The sequence below is a fragment of the Marinobacter sp. KM021 genome (assembly GCF_050707965.1).
GTDB lineage: Bacteria > Pseudomonadota > Gammaproteobacteria > Pseudomonadales > Oleiphilaceae > Marinobacter > Marinobacter shengliensis.
The window spans coordinates 1,105,172-1,121,644 of record NZ_CP136129.1 but is presented as its reverse complement, the minus strand read 5'-3'; the positions used below and the strand labels follow the sequence as shown (position 1 = coordinate 1,121,644).

General features: G+C 57.2%; 14 protein-coding genes. 9 read left to right on the top strand and 5 right to left on the bottom strand.

Annotated elements, in window-relative coordinates:
* Positions 1 to 162 precede the first annotated feature (162 nt).
* Entirely contained in the window at positions 163 to 1,815 is a 1,653-nt protein-coding gene (locus RVM24_RS05215) for a nitrite/sulfite reductase (RefSeq protein WP_138435562.1), read from the top strand.
* Positions 1,808 to 2,314 (top strand): DUF934 domain-containing protein, encoded by a 507-nt coding sequence (locus tag RVM24_RS05210; RefSeq protein WP_061332835.1) that lies wholly within the window; start codon positions 1,808 to 1,810, stop codon positions 2,312 to 2,314. The genes RVM24_RS05215 and RVM24_RS05210 overlap by 8 nt, the downstream gene beginning before the upstream one ends.
* Before the next feature lie 50 nt (positions 2,315 to 2,364).
* Here the strand turns inward: RVM24_RS05210 and sohB are convergent, their stop codons facing one another.
* The gene (gene sohB / locus RVM24_RS05205; RefSeq protein WP_106695716.1) at positions 2,365 to 3,426 is read right to left on the bottom strand and encodes a protease SohB; all 1,062 of its coding nucleotides are present in this window, start codon (positions 3,424 to 3,426) and stop codon (positions 2,365 to 2,367) included.
* A gap of 229 nt (positions 3,427 to 3,655) precedes the next feature.
* Between sohB and RVM24_RS05200 the strand changes: the two genes are divergently transcribed.
* Positions 3,656 to 3,970 (top strand): SCP2 sterol-binding domain-containing protein, encoded by a 315-nt coding sequence (locus RVM24_RS05200; RefSeq protein WP_061332831.1) that lies wholly within the window; start codon positions 3,656 to 3,658, stop codon positions 3,968 to 3,970.
* Positions 3,971 to 4,049: 79 nt separating this feature from the next.
* On the opposite strand, the gene RVM24_RS05195 is transcribed toward RVM24_RS05200, so the two are convergent.
* The 4 genes from RVM24_RS05195 to RVM24_RS05180 all read right to left on the bottom strand — a co-directional run bounded on the left by RVM24_RS05195 (position 4,050) and on the right by RVM24_RS05180 (position 7,986).
* Positions 4,050 to 5,756 carry a chemotaxis protein gene (locus tag RVM24_RS05195; protein ID WP_286920862.1) on the bottom strand — a complete coding sequence of 569 codons (1,707 nt, stop codon included), beginning with the start codon at positions 5,754 to 5,756 and terminating at the stop codon, positions 4,050 to 4,052.
* Between the two features lie 209 nt (positions 5,757 to 5,965).
* Positions 5,966 to 6,709 carry a DNA polymerase III subunit epsilon gene (gene dnaQ, locus RVM24_RS05190; RefSeq protein WP_266094473.1) on the bottom strand — a complete coding sequence of 248 codons (744 nt, stop codon included), beginning with the start codon at positions 6,707 to 6,709 and terminating at the stop codon, positions 5,966 to 5,968.
* 13 nt (positions 6,710 to 6,722) lie between these two features.
* Positions 6,723 to 7,166 (bottom strand): ribonuclease HI, encoded by a 444-nt coding sequence (gene rnhA / locus RVM24_RS05185; RefSeq protein ID WP_286920861.1) that lies wholly within the window; start codon positions 7,164 to 7,166, stop codon positions 6,723 to 6,725.
* A 16-nt stretch (positions 7,167 to 7,182) separates the two neighbouring features.
* A complete protein-coding gene (locus tag RVM24_RS05180; RefSeq protein ID WP_061332822.1) occupies positions 7,183 to 7,986 on the bottom strand; it encodes a class I SAM-dependent methyltransferase in 804 nt (267 codons plus the stop codon).
* 112 nt (positions 7,987 to 8,098) lie between these two features.
* Here RVM24_RS05180 and gloB point away from each other — a divergent pair, with 112 nt between their 5' ends.
* From gloB to RVM24_RS05150, 6 genes are all read left to right on the top strand, one after another.
* A complete protein-coding gene (gene gloB, locus RVM24_RS05175) occupies positions 8,099 to 8,893 on the top strand; it encodes a hydroxyacylglutathione hydrolase (protein WP_061332820.1) in 795 nt (264 codons plus the stop codon).
* Between the two features lie 163 nt (positions 8,894 to 9,056).
* Positions 9,057 to 10,802 carry a LysM peptidoglycan-binding domain-containing protein gene (locus RVM24_RS05170; RefSeq protein WP_106695712.1) on the top strand — a complete coding sequence of 582 codons (1,746 nt, stop codon included), beginning with the start codon at positions 9,057 to 9,059 and terminating at the stop codon, positions 10,800 to 10,802.
* A 12-nt stretch (positions 10,803 to 10,814) separates the two neighbouring features.
* Positions 10,815 to 12,650 (top strand): extracellular solute-binding protein, encoded by a 1,836-nt coding sequence (locus tag RVM24_RS05165; RefSeq protein WP_286255485.1) that lies wholly within the window; start codon positions 10,815 to 10,817, stop codon positions 12,648 to 12,650.
* A 46-nt stretch (positions 12,651 to 12,696) separates the two neighbouring features.
* Complete coding sequence (locus RVM24_RS05160; RefSeq protein ID WP_431475053.1) at positions 12,697 to 13,782, top strand: microcin C ABC transporter permease YejB; 1,086 nt, start codon at positions 12,697 to 12,699, stop codon at positions 13,780 to 13,782.
* Between the two features lie 2 nt (positions 13,783 to 13,784).
* A complete protein-coding gene (locus tag RVM24_RS05155) occupies positions 13,785 to 14,807 on the top strand; it encodes an ABC transporter permease (RefSeq protein ID WP_431475052.1) in 1,023 nt (340 codons plus the stop codon).
* Between the two features lies 1 nt (position 14,808).
* Entirely contained in the window at positions 14,809 to 16,407 is a 1,599-nt protein-coding gene (locus tag RVM24_RS05150) for an ABC transporter ATP-binding protein (protein WP_431475051.1), read from the top strand.
* The last annotated feature ends 66 nt before the right edge of the window (positions 16,408 to 16,473 follow it).

Sequence of the window (16,473 nt, the reverse complement as noted above, 5' to 3'; positions counted from 1 at the left end):
CTGATTTTCCTGCTTATCACCTGAATCGATAATGATATTTTGAAATAATCATTTTAAGAATAAAAACCCAGTGATATCCTCCGCTTCAGGAATAAGGCCCAATGTCATTTTGGCGCCATTCAACAACCGCATTTCAGAAGTTACCAGGCAGGACGTTACCCTATGTACGTTTATGATGAGCACGACCGGCAAATTGCCGCGGAACGTGTCGCACAGTTTCGGGACCAAACCGAGCGGGCCCTCGCGGGCGAGCTGGCGGAAGAAGAGTTTCTTCCACTTCGTCTGCAGAACGGTCTCTACGTTCAGCGTCTTGCACCCATGCTGCGTATCTGTGTGCCCTATGGCATGCTCCGTTCAGACCAGATCCGCCGCCTGGCCCGCATCACCCGTGATTACGACAAGGGTTATGCGCATTTTACAACCCGTACCAACATCCAGCTGAACTGGCCAAACCTGGAAGACGTTCCGGATATCCTGGCCGAACTGGCCGAAGTGGAAATGCATGCCAACCAGACCAGCGGTAACTGCATCCGTAACACCACCACAGACCAGTTCTCCGGTGTTCAGGCCGATGAAATCGCCGACCCTCGCCCTTACTGCGAGATTATCCGGCAGTGGTCTACCTTCCACCCGGAATTCGCTTTCCTTCCTCGCAAATTCAAGGTGGCGGTTAATGCTTCCGAAAAGACGGACCGGGCGGCCATTCAGGTGCACGATATCGGCCTGCAACTGGTCCGGAATGATCAGGGCGAGCTGGGCTTCCGCGTACACGTGGGTGGGGGCCTGGGCCGCACGCCCATGGTGGGGCCAGTCATCCGGGAATTCCTGCCGGAACTCGACCTTCTGACTTACCTGGAGGCGGTCCTGCGGGTCTATAACCGTTACGGCCGGCGCGACAACAAGTTCAAGGCACGCATCAAGATTCTGGTGAAGGCACTGACCCCGGAAGGTTTCGCCGAGAAAGTCGAAGCTGAATGGGCACACATCAAAGACTCCCCGACTCGGCTGACCCCGGAAGCGATCCGAAAATTCCAGGGCTATTTCACCGAGCCTGACTACGAGACACTGGAGAACGCCACTGCCCTGCTGAGTGAGCAACGATTTGAGAACCGCGAATTCGACAAGTGGCTGACTCACAACGTCAGCGAGCACAAGAAGCCCGGCTATGCCAGTGTCACCCTGACCCTGAAAAAAACCGGGACCCCGCCGGGTGACGTGACCGATTATCAGCTTGAGCAGATTGCCGATCTGGCGGACCAGTTCAGCTTTGGTGAGGCCCGTGCGACACACGAGCAGAATGTGGTTCTGGCCGATGTTCGCCAGGACCAGCTGTTCGAGCTCTGGCAGCGCCTCGTTCCCTTGGGCTTTGCCACTGCCAACCTGAACACCCTGACCGACGTCATCTGCTGCCCGGGCGGCGATTTCTGCGCCCTGGCCAACGCCAAATCGATTCCCGTTGCTGAGGCTATCCAGCGTCGCTTTGATGATCTGGATTACCTGTACGACCTCGGCCCCATCGACCTCAACATCTCCGGCTGCATGAATGCCTGTGGCCACCACCACGTTGGTAACATTGGCGTGCTGGGCGTTGACAAGAAAGGCGAAGAGTTCTACCAGATCAGTCTCGGTGGCGACTCCCATCATGACGCCGCCATTGGCAAGATTCTGGGGCCCTCGTTTGCAAGGGACCAGATGCCCGAAGTGATTGCCAAGATCATTGATGTATATGTCGACAAACGGAGCGAGGAAGAAACCTTCCTGGATACCTATCGCCGTGTTGGTATTGAACCATTCAAGGAGCGGGTCTATGCCTGATGTAATCGCTGCTGACGGCAGCATCCGTAACGACAGCTGGGTGGTCGTAGAGCGCCCTGCCGAGGGTGAATCCCTCAATGTAGCCGCAGGCCAGCCTGCGCTGATTCCCGCGGATCTGTGGCTTGCAGGCTACGAGCACTACGTAGGCCGGGATGATATCGGAGTCTGGTTCGACAGCCATGACGAGCCCGAAATGCTTGGGGAAAAGGTTAAGGAATTACCGTTGATTGCGGTGAACTTTCCACGCTTTGTGGATGGCCGGGGTTACAGTATCGCCCGCCTGCTGCGGGAAAGGTTTGGCTACCAGGGAGAGCTGAGAGCCATCGGTGATGTACTGCTGGACCAGTTGCAGTTCATGAAACGGTGCGGCTTCGATTCCTACGTGCTGCGGGCCGACAAGGACATCAGCAAGGCAGCTCGCTGCCTGAACTTCTTCAGCCAGGCCTACCAGGCTGCCACCGATACCGACCAGCCCCTGTTCCGTCGCAGGGCTTCCTGAGCGATCACGGGTGGGCGCAGAGCGTTAAACTCTCTGCGCCCGACCCTGACTTACTGAATTTTCTGATTACGGAAAGCACTGAGCACCCGCCAAACGGTATGCTCAAGCGCCGCACTGGTGGCCAGGCCAAGCCGTTCCGGCAGGGTTCTCTTACGCTGGAATGACACCGAGACCACCTCACCCCGATCGCAGGCCTCGATCAGGTATTCGTCCGACGTCTTGATATCGTCAATGAGCTTGACCTCAAGGGCACGCTTGCCAAACCAGATGTCGCCATTGGCCACCGCCTGGATATCCAGCGCAGGGCGCCGCTCGCTGACGTATTCCTTGAACAGGCCGTGGGTATCTTCAAGGTCCGCGAGAAATTTCTGCCGGCCCTTTTCGGTGTTCTCTCCAAACACGGTCAGTGTGCGCTTGTGCTCACCGGCGGTCAGCACTTCAAAATCCACATCGTTCTTCTGCAGAAAACGATGGAAGTTCGGCAGCTGGGCAACCACACCAATCGAACCCAGAACTGCAAAGGGCGACGCAATGATCTTGTCGGCAACGCAAGCCATCATGTAACCACCGCTGGCCGCCACCTTGTCTACGCAGGCCGTCAGGGGAACCCCTTTACTGCGAATCCGGTCTAGCTGTGCGGCTGCCAGACCATAGGCGTGCACGAGGCCGCCACCGCTTTCCAGGCGAACCACCACCTCGTCTGTCTCCGGGTTGGCGACACTGAGCACCGCAGAGACCGACCGCCTGAGCGTGTCGGTATCGCTGGCTTTGATGTCGCCATCGAAGTCGATGACATAGATGCGTGGTTTGGAGGCCTTTTCTTCCTCAGCGGTTTTATCCTGTTTGGCCGATTTTTTCTCGGCTTTCTCTTCTTTCTTCTTTTGTTTCTGCCAGGCCTTGTGTTCGGCGTCTGACATCAACCGGGACTGGATGGATTCTTTCAGTTTCCGGTACTGGTCGTTCAGTTTGCGAATTTTGAGCTCGCCCTCTCCTTCATGATCACTCCGGTCCCGCTGGGTGGCGGAGAAAATCACCGAGGCCAGAATGATGGCGGCCACCACGAAGGTCACCACTTTAGCGAGGAAAAGTCCGTATTCGGTCAGAAATTCCAAAATGCAGTCTCCAGACGTCGTTGCAAAGCCATGAGTGTACCCCCTCACAGGGGGCGTGATAAGTCCAAAAGAAAATTAAAACAAGCGTTCGATCAAGCTTGACACAACCGTGTTCTAACCATAAAGTCGGATGGCGAGGTCGGCGCTACCCGGGCTATCAAACAGGCTTCTGAGGCCAGGGATTCCAAGCCGTCACCATGACAAGACAACCACTCAAAAGGGTAAAACAATGTCTGTAGCTCAGGTATTTGAAAAACTCGAACAGAATTTCAACGCAGACGCGGCACAAGGCCTGGATCTGGTGTTCCAGTTCGACATCGAAGATGACAAAACCTACCACCTGGTGATCAACGACGGCACTTGCAAGCTGCACGAAGGCGCGAACGACGATCCTTCCGTTACCCTGATCATGAACTCCGACACCCTGCAGGGTATCGTTTCCGGCGAAACCGACGGCATGCAGGCATTCATGGCTGGTCAGCTGCGCGCCGAAGGCGACATGATGCTGGCAACCAAGCTGGGTGAACTGTTCAAGATGGGCTAAGCCCCGCTTAACAGGCCATAAAAAAACCTGCGCAAGTCGCAGGTTTTTTTTGGTCGCTTCAACGACACCGAAGCCGTTATTACAGCCCGACGTCGCCCAACGACGATTCCGCCAGTTTCAGCAGGTCGCTGTTGCTCTCTTCGCGGCGGCCAATGCTTTCAATGTAGTACTCCAGCGACGTAAGCGCGTCCGCCAGCGCTTCAAGCACCTGAGGTGCCGGCGCTTCCCTCGCATCCAGTAGCTGCTCCTGAATGGATGCCGCTACCCGCGCAATGACACTGGCAGCCTGGGGGTCGTTCACCATCTGCAAACCACCCCAGATACTGCGCAGGGTGCCCGGCAGGTTGGCCAGGTGCAACTTGTCGTAGTCGGATTCGATAAACGCGGTAATAGCACGCTTGGCCAGGGTCAGGGCGCTACGCGCCTCGTCTGCAACCACCCAGATGGCTTCCTGCAGGTAGACGGACTCGTCCCGCTTGCGTTCACTGCCTGCCAACGCATCGGTCTCCGAGGTAATACCTCGAATGACGATCTGCATGACGGCATCCTCCACCCCCAGCACCGAATCGGCCAGGCGATAGAGTTCGTCCTCTGCCGGCAGGCGCTTCTCCTCCTCCCACTGACGGAGTTTCGTCGCTTCCTCACGGGCAATACCGGCCAGGCGATTGAGATCGAGCATCACCAGGGTGTTCGCCAGGCGCTCGAGGGCGTCAGCGATGGACGCCAGCTCGGCCAGGTCTGGCTCGATACCCCGTTCGATGATGTCCAGCTTATCCTTCAGTTGATTGAGCTCTTCCTGCAGCGCTTCCGACAAGGATTTCAGTACATCCGAACCCGGGCCGTACAGCCGGCGCGAGTGGGCTTCAAGGATAGCATCGGGAAACTCAGAGGGCGCCAGCCGGTAGGCGGAAAGAACGCTCGCCACCTCGGGATTAGCGGACCCGCTGCGGTACAAAAGGTAGACAAGGTCTTTGATGACCGAGTCAGGGGCATCTTTGGTGGTGGCCACTTTGCCAACGTACACCACTTGGCGGGCATACTTCTCTATTCGCATAAGCAGACGTTTTCGGGCTTTATTGAAGCCCATGGCCCGGTCCAGCATGGTGTCTGCAACCACAGACAGCAAGCACCACATCTGGCCCATTGGCGCGCCCTGGCAAAGTCTGGCAAAGCCACGGGAAGCCCTGGCCACCAGCTTTTTGCTGACCACCTCATTACGCTCACGAAGAATGCCAAGCAGAGCGACCTGGAGGGTCAGGCGCATACGCCTGGCGAGAATTTCGTATTCGGCATCGCCGCCTTCAAGCGGCTGAAGCGAGAGCCCGGAGCAGAAATCCGGACGCTCTTTCACATCCACATCAAAGAAACAGGATTCGGGATAGGGTTTCTCGCGCCGCGCCTCGCGTAGATCATTGATCACCGGCAGCAGCAATTCCGGATGGTCCTCCCGTTGCTGGTGGTAATATTCAACGTAGCGACGCAAGATAAACAGGGCGCTGTTGAGGGTCGTCAGCAGAATGTTCTTGTCGTCATTGGCGCCAACGGGCACGTCGTTGGCCAGGTTCACTGCCTCCTGACACAGCAGGGTTCCACCACGCAATTCCACCAGAATGAAGATGCCCCGCAACTGATTGAGATAATCAACACAGTTCTGCAGGTCTTCCCCACTCTCACGATTTTCCTGAAAGCGCTCAAGGCTGGATTCTGCCTGTTTGATGGTCTGTTCGATTTCGCTTTTGACCAAATCAAACGACTGCGATTTCGTCGCCAGAGACGATTGAACCATAAACGCTTCCTGTTACTTTGCGGAGACTACCGCATCCTGTTCGTGAACTAATGCCGGGGACATGGGGCCGGCGTTTGTTATGGGCCATGCACCCTGCCGGCCAACATTCAGCTCGCAGAAAACTGGCGAACTTATCATTACTTATAACATAAAACTCAAGTACCTCAAGAAAGGCGGAATGTAACAAATGGTACACCCTGACGTGGTTCTCATTCCGATTGCTGTAATTTGCTCCAGACGGTGTGGCCGGCCTGCTTCTCCATCATCGCCAGAAATTCTTCATGGGCCGAGGCCTCGGCGTCATCAGCACGGATCACAGCCAAAGCCGGTCGGTTGCCAGTCAGGCGGCGGATGCCACCGGCAGTTCCATCATCGCCAGCCCCGGCATCCAGGGATAACGCTGTTTGCCCGCCGGTCATCAACAAATAAACGTCAGCCAGAATCTCCGCATCCAGCAACGCGCCGTGCAGTTCCCGGTTACTGTTATCTACTCCGTAGCGTTTGCACAGGGCATCCAGGTTGTTCTTCTGACCCGGATGCTTGGCCCGGGCGATGGCGAGCGAGTCGACGATGCCGCAGTGGTCAGCGGTTTTCCGGACCGGCTTGAGGCGCGCGAACTCGGCGTCCATGAAGCCGACGTCAAAAGCCGCGTTATGTATAACCAGCTCCGCACCCTTGATAAACTCGAAAAATTCGTCGGCAATTTCGGCGAACCTGGGTTTGTCGGTCAGAAACTCATTGGTGATGCCGTGAACGGTGATAGCTTCGGCCTCAACCTCCCGTTCTGGATTGATGTAGACGTGGTAATTACGGCCCGTCAGCTCACGCTCAATGACTTCAACGCAGCCAATCTCGATAATGCGGTGGCCGTCGTTCGGGTCGATACCCGTGGTTTCGGTATCCAGTACGATCTGTCTCATGTCTCTGTGCTCTCTGTTTCCGTCGTCGCCCACGCCACAGGCCGCGTCAGGCGCTGGTCAGTTCGTCAACGCCACGGTTGGCCAGTTCATCCGCAAGCTCGTTGTCCGGGTTACCGGAATGGCCCTTGACCCAGTGCCAGTTCACCTTATGTCGTGCCGTTTCGGTGTCCAACTCTTGCCATAAGTCGGCGTTCTTGACTGGCTTCTTCGCCGAATTCTTCCAGCCGTTTCGCTTCCAGCCCGCCATCCATTCCGTGATGCCCTTGCGGACATACTGGGAGTCTGTATACAGCTCAACCTCACATGCACGGTTCAGGGCCCTCAAACCGCGAATAGCGGCCATAAGCTCCATACGGTTGTTCGTGGTCTGGCGCTCACCACCATGCAGGGTCTTGCAGGCATCTCCGTATCGCAAAACCACACCCCACCCACCGGGACCAGGATTGCCTTTACAGGCACCATCGGTGTACATCACCACCTTGCCAACCATTTACTCTCCCAATTATTCATTGATTCTCTGTCGCGCCAGCGCTCTGGCTTGAACACCCCCGCGAGGCACCCACCGTGCCGGGCATTGAGATCACTTTGCTCTTGCGCCAGGGCGCCCGCCTGCGGATGGGGGCGTACACACGCTTGCGGGCAAGGATACAGTAATACGCGCCGACCGGCAGGAAATGACCGTTCTCATTCAGGGTACGGTGATTCCTGGTGGTGTAGCCTTCCTTTCTCTGAACCGGCAGGGTGCAAAAATGGGTGCAGGAAGTCTCAAGCTCAAAGCCGAGCAGCTGGAGCCAATCCTCCATCCGTGAACGCATCAGGAAGCGCCCTCCCCAGGGCCCTTGATGATGTCTTGAAAGCAGACGCCTGACACCCCAAAGGCTCAGTGGATTGAATCCAATCAGCGCAATACGCCCCTCGCCCCTCAACACCCGGGCCGATTCCCGTAATACCTCGTGGGGATCCGGGGAGAAATCCGCTGTGTGGTGCAGTATCACCAGATCCATGGAGTCCCCTGGAAACGGCAGTTCGTCAGCATCACACACTGCTACACCATCCGGCATCTGCGGGTGCCAGCCAGGCGTGGTGATGATTTTCTGGACGAAATCGGCGCCGCTGGCAAGCGGCAGCCTGTGGCTTAGCCCCACCTGCAGTTGCCGGGCCCCGGCCAGGCCTTCGAATGCATGATCAAGTACCCGGCGCTGGCTGGCCAGCAACGATCTGCCAAGCGGAGTCTGGAACCAGCGCTCGAAACTCTCATGCCTTTGTGAGTAGTCCACCGCCCCTGAGGCGCCCAATCTGAATCTCTGCATTAACCGGATTCCCCTGCACCGCCTTTTGTTCCCGGCTCACGAACGACCCTTGGGATAGAAACGGCGTTGGACTATCATAACAGCCACATCCAAAGAGCACATGGGGTCATGCATGTTCGATATCCAGGCCATTCCTGCGTTTTCCGACAACTATATCTGGTGCCTCTGCGACCGGTCATCCGGCAAAGCGCTGGTGGTAGACCCTGGGCAGGCCCAGCCGGTGGAAGACTACCTGGAAAGTCAGCAGCTGGTTCTGGATACCATACTGGTCACCCACCACCACCCCGACCACACCGGCGGCATCGCCAGCCTGGCAAAGACCTTTCCGGATGTTCGCATAACGGGCCCGGAGGATTCCCCCTTCAAGGGCACCACCAACCCGATCCATCCCGGTGACGAAGTGGTCTGGCAAGGCCTGACCTTCGAGGTCATGGCGGTACCGGGCCACACTCTCGACCATGTTGCCTACTACTCGGAAACTGAGATTAATGATCGCCCTGTGCTGTTCTGCGGCGACACGCTCTTCGTTTGCGGCTGCGGGAGGCTGTTCGAGGGCAAACCCGAGCAGATGCGACAGTCTCTCGAGTCGTTGCGCGCCCTGCCCGATCAGACCGGGGTTTACTGTGCACACGAATACACCCTGGCCAATCTCAGGTTTGCCCGCAGCTGGTTGCCAGACGACAAAGCCCTCGAGCAGTTTGAGCAGGACTGTCAGGCCAGGAGGAACCGTGGTGAGCCGACCGTACCCTCCAGTATTGGCGCAGAAAAAACCCTGAACCCGTTTATGCGCTGGGACCAGCCGGAAGTGATCGAAAGTGCCCGGCAATATGCTGCAAGGCAGGGTTTGCCATGCGATTCAGCGGATGCGGTGTTCGCGGCCATTCGACACGGCAAGGACCATTTCTGAGCTGTTAATGGTTGAGTTCTTAACATTTCTTCTCACAGCCGTAACATCAGCCGTATTGACCCCCGGAAAAGGGCTCCCATAGAATCCAAGCCTGTTTGTTACCGTAACTCATTAATGTGCCGGGTTTCTGTCCATACCCGGCCAATACCCGGAAGCTGTGTTTATGTCGGTGAAACGATTGTCTTATGTGCTGATTGCCAGCACCCTCCTCTCAGGTTGCAGCACCAGTCAGGTTCTTGAAAACTGGCACACACCGTCAGCCTGGTTTGGCGAAGACAACAACACCGCAGACAGCAACAACCCCCTGGATTCTGACGAAGTCGTTGTTGCGCAGGGCGACGAGGGCCTTAAGAAATCGGTTGCGTCCGGAAACGGTGATCAGGCCAGCGACGCACCGCTGGACGACGCCATCGCCCCCGAACTGCGCAAGCAAGCCAGGGAAGCGCGGGAGAAACTGGATAACCCCCGTAGCAGCCAGGACGTTGCCACTTCGGAATCCGATTTATGGGACCGGCTTCGGGCCGGATTCCAGATGGACCACTCCGTTGACAACGCCCGGGTTCAGGCACAGCTGGACTGGTATGCCCGCCACCCCCGCTACATTGACCGGGTGGTTGAACGTGGCTCCCGATACCTCTACCACATCCTGGAAGAAACCGAAAAACGTGGTCTACCCAACGAACTCGCACTGCTGCCCATTGTTGAAAGTGCCTTTGACCCCTTCGCCTATTCACACGGGCGGGCTGCGGGTTTGTGGCAGTTCATCCCGTCGACCGGCAAGTATTTCGGGTTGACTCAAAGCTGGTGGCACGATGACCGCCGGGATGTCATTGCGGCAACCGATGCAGCCCTTACGTACCTTGACCGCCTGGCCAACCGCTTTGATGGCGACTACACCCTGGCCCTGGCTGCCTACAACGCGGGTGGCGGCACAGTATCCAGCTCCATTCGCCGTAACCGCAACGCCGGTAAGTCCACAGACTACTGGTCGCTGAGCCTACCCACCGAGACCCGGCACTACGTACCCAAGCTGATTGCGCTGGCCAAGATCTTTGACGACCCAGAAGCCTATGGCATCGAGTTGCCTGCCCTGAAGAACGAACCGTTTTTCGAGGTGGTTGATACTGGCTCGCAACTGGATATCGCTCAGGCCGCAGAACTTGCTGGCGTCGAAATCAATGAAATCTATTTGCTCAACCCCTCCTATAACCGCTGGGCCACCAATCCGGATGGCCCTCACCGGCTGCTGGTTCCGGTCGAGAAAGCCGAGGGCTTCCGTACAGCGCTTGCCGATTTCCCGACCGAGCAGCGGGTGTCCTGGCAGAATTACCGGGTGCAGAAAGGCGATAGCCTGAACACCATCGCCCGAAAGTTTTCGACAACACCTTCCGTCATCCAGCAGGTTAACAAGCTGAACAGCGATCTCATCCGCATCGGCCAGCAGCTGCTGATTCCCTCGGCCACCAAGGGTTCGGAGACCTATGCGCTGAGCCAGAGCCAGCGCCTGCAACGCACCCAGGAGCGGCAACGGGATGGCAACAAGGTTAACTACACGGTCCGCCGTGGCGATACCTTCTGGGACATTGCACGGGAACACCGGGTTTCGGTACGGGAAGTGGCGGCCTGGAACGGTATGGCGCCGGGCGACCCACTGATCCCGGGCAAACAACTGGTGATCTGGTCTAAAACCGCACAACCCACCAAGAATGTTGCCAGTAGCCAGCGGGACAGCGCCATGGTTCGCAAGGTGGGATATCGTGTGCGCCAGGGTGACTCGCTGTCTGCCATTGCAAGCCGCTTCTCGGTGAATGTGCGGGATATCGCATCATGGAACGATCTTAATACCAACCGTTATCTGCAACCCGGCCAAAGTCTGGTACTCTACGTGGACATAAGAAACAGCCCATAACGTGCGAGAACCATGACAAAAACACGGAAAGCACCTCACCTGACCCTGTCTGGACTGATCACATCCCTGGCCTTGATGGCCACTCCGCTTTTTTCCGCTGCTGACGATCACCACGAAAACGGGCCAGCGCCCGTTCATGGGATCGCCATGCATGGTGAGTTGAAATACCCGGAAGGCTTCAGCCACTTCGATTACGTCAACCCCGAGGCGCCCAAAGGCGGCTCCCTGAAGCTGTCCGTGGTATCCAACGGGTTCGATAGCTTCAACCCGTTTGTGATTCGCGGCGTGGCGGCCGCCGGCGTCAGCACCTACGTCTACGACACCCTGATGGAATCGTCCTCGGACGAGCCGTTCTCCGAGTATGGCTTAATTGCCGAGAGCGTGGAGTTTCCCGAGGACCGCCGATATGTGATCTTTAATTTGCGGGAAGAGGCCAAATTTCAGGACGGCACCCCGATCACCGCCAAAGACGTCGAGTTCTCGCACCGTATCCTGACCACTGAAGGGCACCCCTTCTACCGCAACTACTACGCGGATGTGCGCAAGGTCACGATCGAGAACAGTCATCGTATCCGATTCGATTTCGGCGAAACCGATAACCGTGAGCTGCCTCTGATCCTGGGGCAAATGCCTATTCTCCCGGCCCATTACTGGGAAGAGCGGGAGTTTGGTCGAAACGGTCTGGACGTTCCGGTGGGCAGTGGGCCCTACCGCATTGGTTCGTTCGATGCTGGGCGCTCTGTTACCTATGAGTTGGTTGAAGACTACTGGGCAAAAGACCTGCCCGTACGTGTAGGACGTTTCAATTTCCAGCGCATCCAGTACGAATACTACAACGATGACACGGTAGCGCTGGAAGCCTTCAAAGCAGGCAACTTCGACTTCCGCCAGGAAACCTCCGCAAAGAACTGGGCAACCGCCTACACCGGCCGGCGTTTCGAAGATGGCCGAATCGTTCGCGAGGCCATCCCTCATCAACGCCCAAGCGGTATGCAGGGTTTTGTCTTCAACACCCGAAAGCCGGTATTCCGTGACCCGAAGGTCCGCCAGGCCCTGGCTTACGGCTTTGACTTCCAGTGGGCTAACCGTAACCTGTTCTTTGACCAGTACACCCGGACCAACAGCTATTTTGAAAACAGTGAACTGGCCTCATCCGGCCTACCTGAAGGCCCTGAACTGGACATCCTGGAACGCTTCCGGGATCAGCTGAACCCGGAGGTCTTTACCCGCGAGTACACCCCACCGGACACCAGCGACAGCCGGTCCATGCGAGACAATCTGCGGGCGGCCATGGAACTGCTGAACGAGGCCGGCTACAGCATCCGTGGCGGCAAAATGGTGCATGAGGAAACCGGCAAGCAACTGAGCTTTGAAGTGCTGCTGTTCCAGAAGAGTTTTGAGCGGGTGGTGCTGCCCTTTACCCGCAACCTGGAACGCCTGGGCATAGACGTCACCGTGCGCCTTGTTGACAGCAACCAGTACATTCAACGGGTGCGCAGCTTTGACTTCGACATGATCACCCAGGTGCTGCCGCAATCAGACTCCCCGGGTAACGAGCAACGGGAATACTGGCACTCCAGTACCGCAGAGGTATCCGGCTCCCGGAATTTCATGGGCGTTAATGATCCCGTGGTAGACCAACTGGTCGACATGGTCATCCAGGCGCCGGACCGGGAACAGCTGGTGCACCGTGTTCGAGCGCTCGACCGGGTGCTTCTGCACAGCCACTATGTAATTCCGCACTGGCACCTGACCAAAGACCGGGTAGCCTACTGGAACCATTTACAGCGACCTGAGGTCACACCGAAAAATGGTATCGACCTGAACAACTGGTGGATCAACCGCTGATCCGCCGACTGTCACCAACGCTGTAACGAAAGGATTCCTCCCCTAAATGGGCATCTACATTCTCCGGCGGCTAGCACTGATCATCCCCACGCTGGTGGGGATTATGCTACTCAATTTCATCATTGTTCAGGCTGCACCGGGCGGCCCGGTTGACCAGCTTATTGCCCAGATGGAAGGCCACGGCAGCAGTGCCCTGGCACGGGCGGGCGGTGGAGATACCGGTGGTGAAGTCGTCACCAGCTCCGGCGACAGCCGGGGTTCCCGAGGCCTGCCACCGGAATTGCTGAAAGAAATCGAGGTGATGTACGGTTTCGACAAGCCCGCCCATGAACGCTTCCTGAAGATGCTCAAGGATTACGCCACGTTCAATTTCGGCGAATCCTTTTTCCGGGACCGTACCGTCGTTGAGCTGATCATCGACAAGATGCCGGTTTCCATTTCCCTGGGGCTCTGGTCCACCCTGATCATTTACCTGATTTCCATCCCCCTGGGCATTCGCAAAGCCGTGTCTGACGGCTCCCGATTCGATGTCTGGACAAGCTCTGCCATCGTGGTTGGCTATGCCATTCCCGGCTTCCTGTTTGCTATTCTGTTGATCGTGTTGTTTGCCGGCGGCAGCTATTTCGACTGGTTCCCCCTCCGGGGCCTCACCTCGCCGAATTTCGATGAGCTCAACTGGTACCAGAAGATCGCTGATTACTTCTGGCACCTTGCCTTGCCGGTGACCGCCAATGTGATTGGCGGCTTTGCCACCCTCACCCTGCTGACCAAGAACTCATTCCTGGATGAGATCGGCAAACAATACGTGGTGACGGCCCGGGCCAAGGGTCTGGATGAAAAACAAGTGCTGTATGGCCATGTGTTCCGCAACGCCATGCTGATTGTGATCGCCAGCATGCCGGGTGTTCTGGTGTCCCTGTTCTTTACCGGGTCCTTGCTGATTGAAGTGATTTTCTCCCTGGACGGCCTTGGCCTGCTCGGCTTTGAGGCGGCCCTGAACCGGGATTACCCGGTGATTTTCGGCACTCTCTACATCTTCACCCTGATGGGTTTGATTCTGAAGCTGATCAGCGACATCACCTATGTGCTGGTAGACCCGCGCATCGATTTTGAAAGCCGGGAGGGCGCATAACCATGCCCCGACTGACGCCCATCCAACAGCGCCGGCTGCGGAATTTCAGGAATAATCGCCGTGGTTTCTGGTCACTGTGGCTTTTCCTGGCCCTGTTCGGTCTTTCCCTGGTGGCAGAGCTAATCGCCAACGACAAGCCACTGGTGGTCTCCTATCAGGGCGATGTCTATTTCCCGGTAGTCCAGATGGTGCCCGAGGAAACCTTTGGCGGCTTTCTGCCCACAGAAACCGACTACCGGGATCGCTTCATCCGGGACGAAATAGAGGCCAACGGCTGGATCCTCTGGCCGCCGATCAAATTCAGCTACAACACCATCAACTATGAACTGAGCGTACCCTCGCCCGCACCACCCAGCGCCGAACACTGGCTGGGTACAGACGACCAGGGCCGGGACGTGGCTGCCCGGGTCATCTACGGCTTCCGGATTTCCGTGGTTTTTGGTCTGACCTTGACCATCGCCAGCTGCATTGTCGGCGTGATCGTCGGTGCCATTCAGGGCTTTTACGGCGGCAAGGTGGACCTGTTCGGCCAGCGCTTTATTGAGATCTGGTCCGGCCTGCCAATGCTGTACTTGCTGATTATCCTCTCCGCCATTGTCCAGCCCAACTTCTGGTGGTTGCTGGGCATTATGTTGCTGTTCAGCTGGATGGGGCTGGTGGATGTGGTTCGTGCCGAATTCCTGCGGGCGAGAAACTTCGAATACGTAAAAGCGGCCCGGGCGCTCGGGTTGGGTAACCGGCATATTATGTTCCGGCACATTCTGCCGAACGCCATGGTGGCCACCCTCACCTTTCTGCCGTTTATCCTGACTGGCGCGATTACCGGGCTTACCTCGCTGGATTTCCTGGGCTTTGGCCTGCCGGGCGGTTCACCGTCCCTGGGGGAGCTGATCGCCCAGGGTAAGGCCAACCTCCATGCCCCCTGGCTGGGCATTTCTGCCTTTGTGTCCCTGTCGGTGATGCTGACGCTGCTGGTATTTGTAGGCGAAGCAGTGCGCGATGCCTTTGACCCGAGAAAGAACTGATATGAGCGACCTCCTGACCATCTCGGATCTGTCCATCCACTTTGATAACGGCCCGTTGGTCGTAGACAGCCTGTCGCTGCGGGTTGGTCTCGGCGAAACCCTGGCGCTGGTGGGCGAAAGCGGCTCTGGCAAATCGGTGTCGGCCCTGTCTGTTCTCAGGTTACTGGATGCCCGGCACGCCCGTTATCCTACTGGCAAGATTCTGTATCGTGGCGACGACTTGCTGGGCGCAAACGATAGCAGGTTGAGGCAAATCCGCGGCCGGGAGATCAGCATGATCTTCCAGGAGCCCATGACCTCGCTCAACCCCTTACACACGGTTGAAAAGCAGATCACCGAAACTCTGGAGCTACACAAGGGCATGCGTGGCCCCCAGGCCCGAAAGCGTTGTATTGAACTGCTCGACCTGGTGGGCATTCCCGAGCCGGAGCGGCGTCTGAACAGCTACCCACACCAGCTGTCCGGTGGCCAGAAACAGAGGATCATGATCGCCATGGCCCTGGCCAACGAACCGGATCTGCTGATCGCCGACGAACCCACCACGGCTCTGGATGTGACCGTACAGAAACAAGTACTGGAGTTGCTGGAATCGCTGAAACAGAAACTCGGCATGGCCATTCTGATGATCACTCACGACCTGAGCATTGTCCGCCGCTATGCGGATAGAGTGGTGGTTATGGAACAGGGTCAATGCGTTGAGGAAGCCGCCACCGAGCAACTGTTCACCGCGCCTGCGCACCCCTATACCCGGAAGCTCATTGATGCGGAACCACCAGAAAACCCTCTCCCACCGACTGATGGTGGTAGAACACTGATGGAAGTCACGGGGCTGAATGTTCAGTTCCCTATTCGCAAGAACCTGCTGGGCAAGGTCAAGGAGAGTTTCCACGCGGTTCAGAACGTGAGTTTTGCCCTGCAACCAGGCGAGACACTGGGTATTGTCGGTGAAAGCGGCAGTGGCAAAACCACCATCGGACATGCGCTACTGAAGTTAACCGCCAGCACCGGGAGTATCCGGTTGGCGGGAACCGAACTTGGGCCTCTGTCCCAGAAGCAGTTCCGACCCTGGCGCAAGCGGGTCCAGATTGTCTTTCAGGATCCTTTCGGTAGTCTGAGCCCCCGGATGTCGGTGGCTGAAATTGTCCGTGAAGGGCTAGAGATACACGACACCAACGATGCCGAGCAACACGACGCCAGAGTGATTCAGGCACTGAAGGATGTGGGGCTGGACCCAGACGCCAGGCACCGTTACCCCCACGAATTTTCCGGCGGGCAGCGACAACGCATTGCCATCGCCCGGGCACTGGTGTTGCAGCCGGAACTGATTATTCTCGATGAGCCTACCTCCGCCCTGGACCGGACCGTCCAGAAGCAAGTGATTGAGCTTTTACGGGAAATTCAGGCCAGATATAAGCTAAGCTACATCTTTATCAGTCATGATCTGGCTGTCGTTCGAGCACTCAGCCACAAATTGCTGGTGCTGAAGAACGGCCAGATAGTGGAGTACGGGGCCGCAGAGGCTATTTTCCGGGCACCGAAACAGGACTACACCCGGGAACTGCTGACCGCGGCTTTCTTTTATCAGCCTACGACCAATTGACCGTTACGCCCGCCGACGCATGTCGGGGATAATGCGCTGAAACCAAGGAACACAGGGAGCAGATAC

Excerpts from the sequence above, each read along its gene's own strand:
- RVM24_RS05215 (WP_138435562.1), top strand. The coding sequence starts at position 163 with ATGTACGTTTATGATGAGCACGACCGGCAAATTGCCGCGGAACGTGTC.
- RVM24_RS05210 (WP_061332835.1), top strand. The coding sequence starts at position 1,808 with ATGCCTGATGTAATCGCTGCTGACGGCAGCATCCGTAACGACAGCTGG.
- RVM24_RS05200 (WP_061332831.1), top strand. The coding sequence starts at position 3,656 with ATGTCTGTAGCTCAGGTATTTGAAAAACTCGAACAGAATTTCAACGCA.
- RVM24_RS05195 (WP_286920862.1), bottom strand. The coding sequence starts at position 5,756 with ATGGTTCAATCGTCTCTGGCGACGAAATCGCAGTCGTTTGATTTGGTC.
- rnhA (WP_286920861.1), bottom strand. The coding sequence starts at position 7,166 with ATGGTTGGCAAGGTGGTGATGTACACCGATGGTGCCTGTAAAGGCAAT.
- RVM24_RS05180 (WP_061332822.1), bottom strand. The coding sequence starts at position 7,986 with ATGCAGAGATTCAGATTGGGCGCCTCAGGGGCGGTGGACTACTCACAA.
- gloB (WP_061332820.1), top strand. The coding sequence starts at position 8,099 with ATGTTCGATATCCAGGCCATTCCTGCGTTTTCCGACAACTATATCTGG.
- RVM24_RS05170 (WP_106695712.1), top strand. The coding sequence starts at position 9,057 with ATGTCGGTGAAACGATTGTCTTATGTGCTGATTGCCAGCACCCTCCTC.
- RVM24_RS05165 (WP_286255485.1), top strand. The coding sequence starts at position 10,815 with ATGACAAAAACACGGAAAGCACCTCACCTGACCCTGTCTGGACTGATC.
- RVM24_RS05160 (WP_431475053.1), top strand. The coding sequence starts at position 12,697 with ATGGGCATCTACATTCTCCGGCGGCTAGCACTGATCATCCCCACGCTG.
- RVM24_RS05155 (WP_431475052.1), top strand. The coding sequence starts at position 13,785 with ATGCCCCGACTGACGCCCATCCAACAGCGCCGGCTGCGGAATTTCAGG.
- RVM24_RS05150 (WP_431475051.1), top strand. The coding sequence starts at position 14,809 with ATGAGCGACCTCCTGACCATCTCGGATCTGTCCATCCACTTTGATAAC.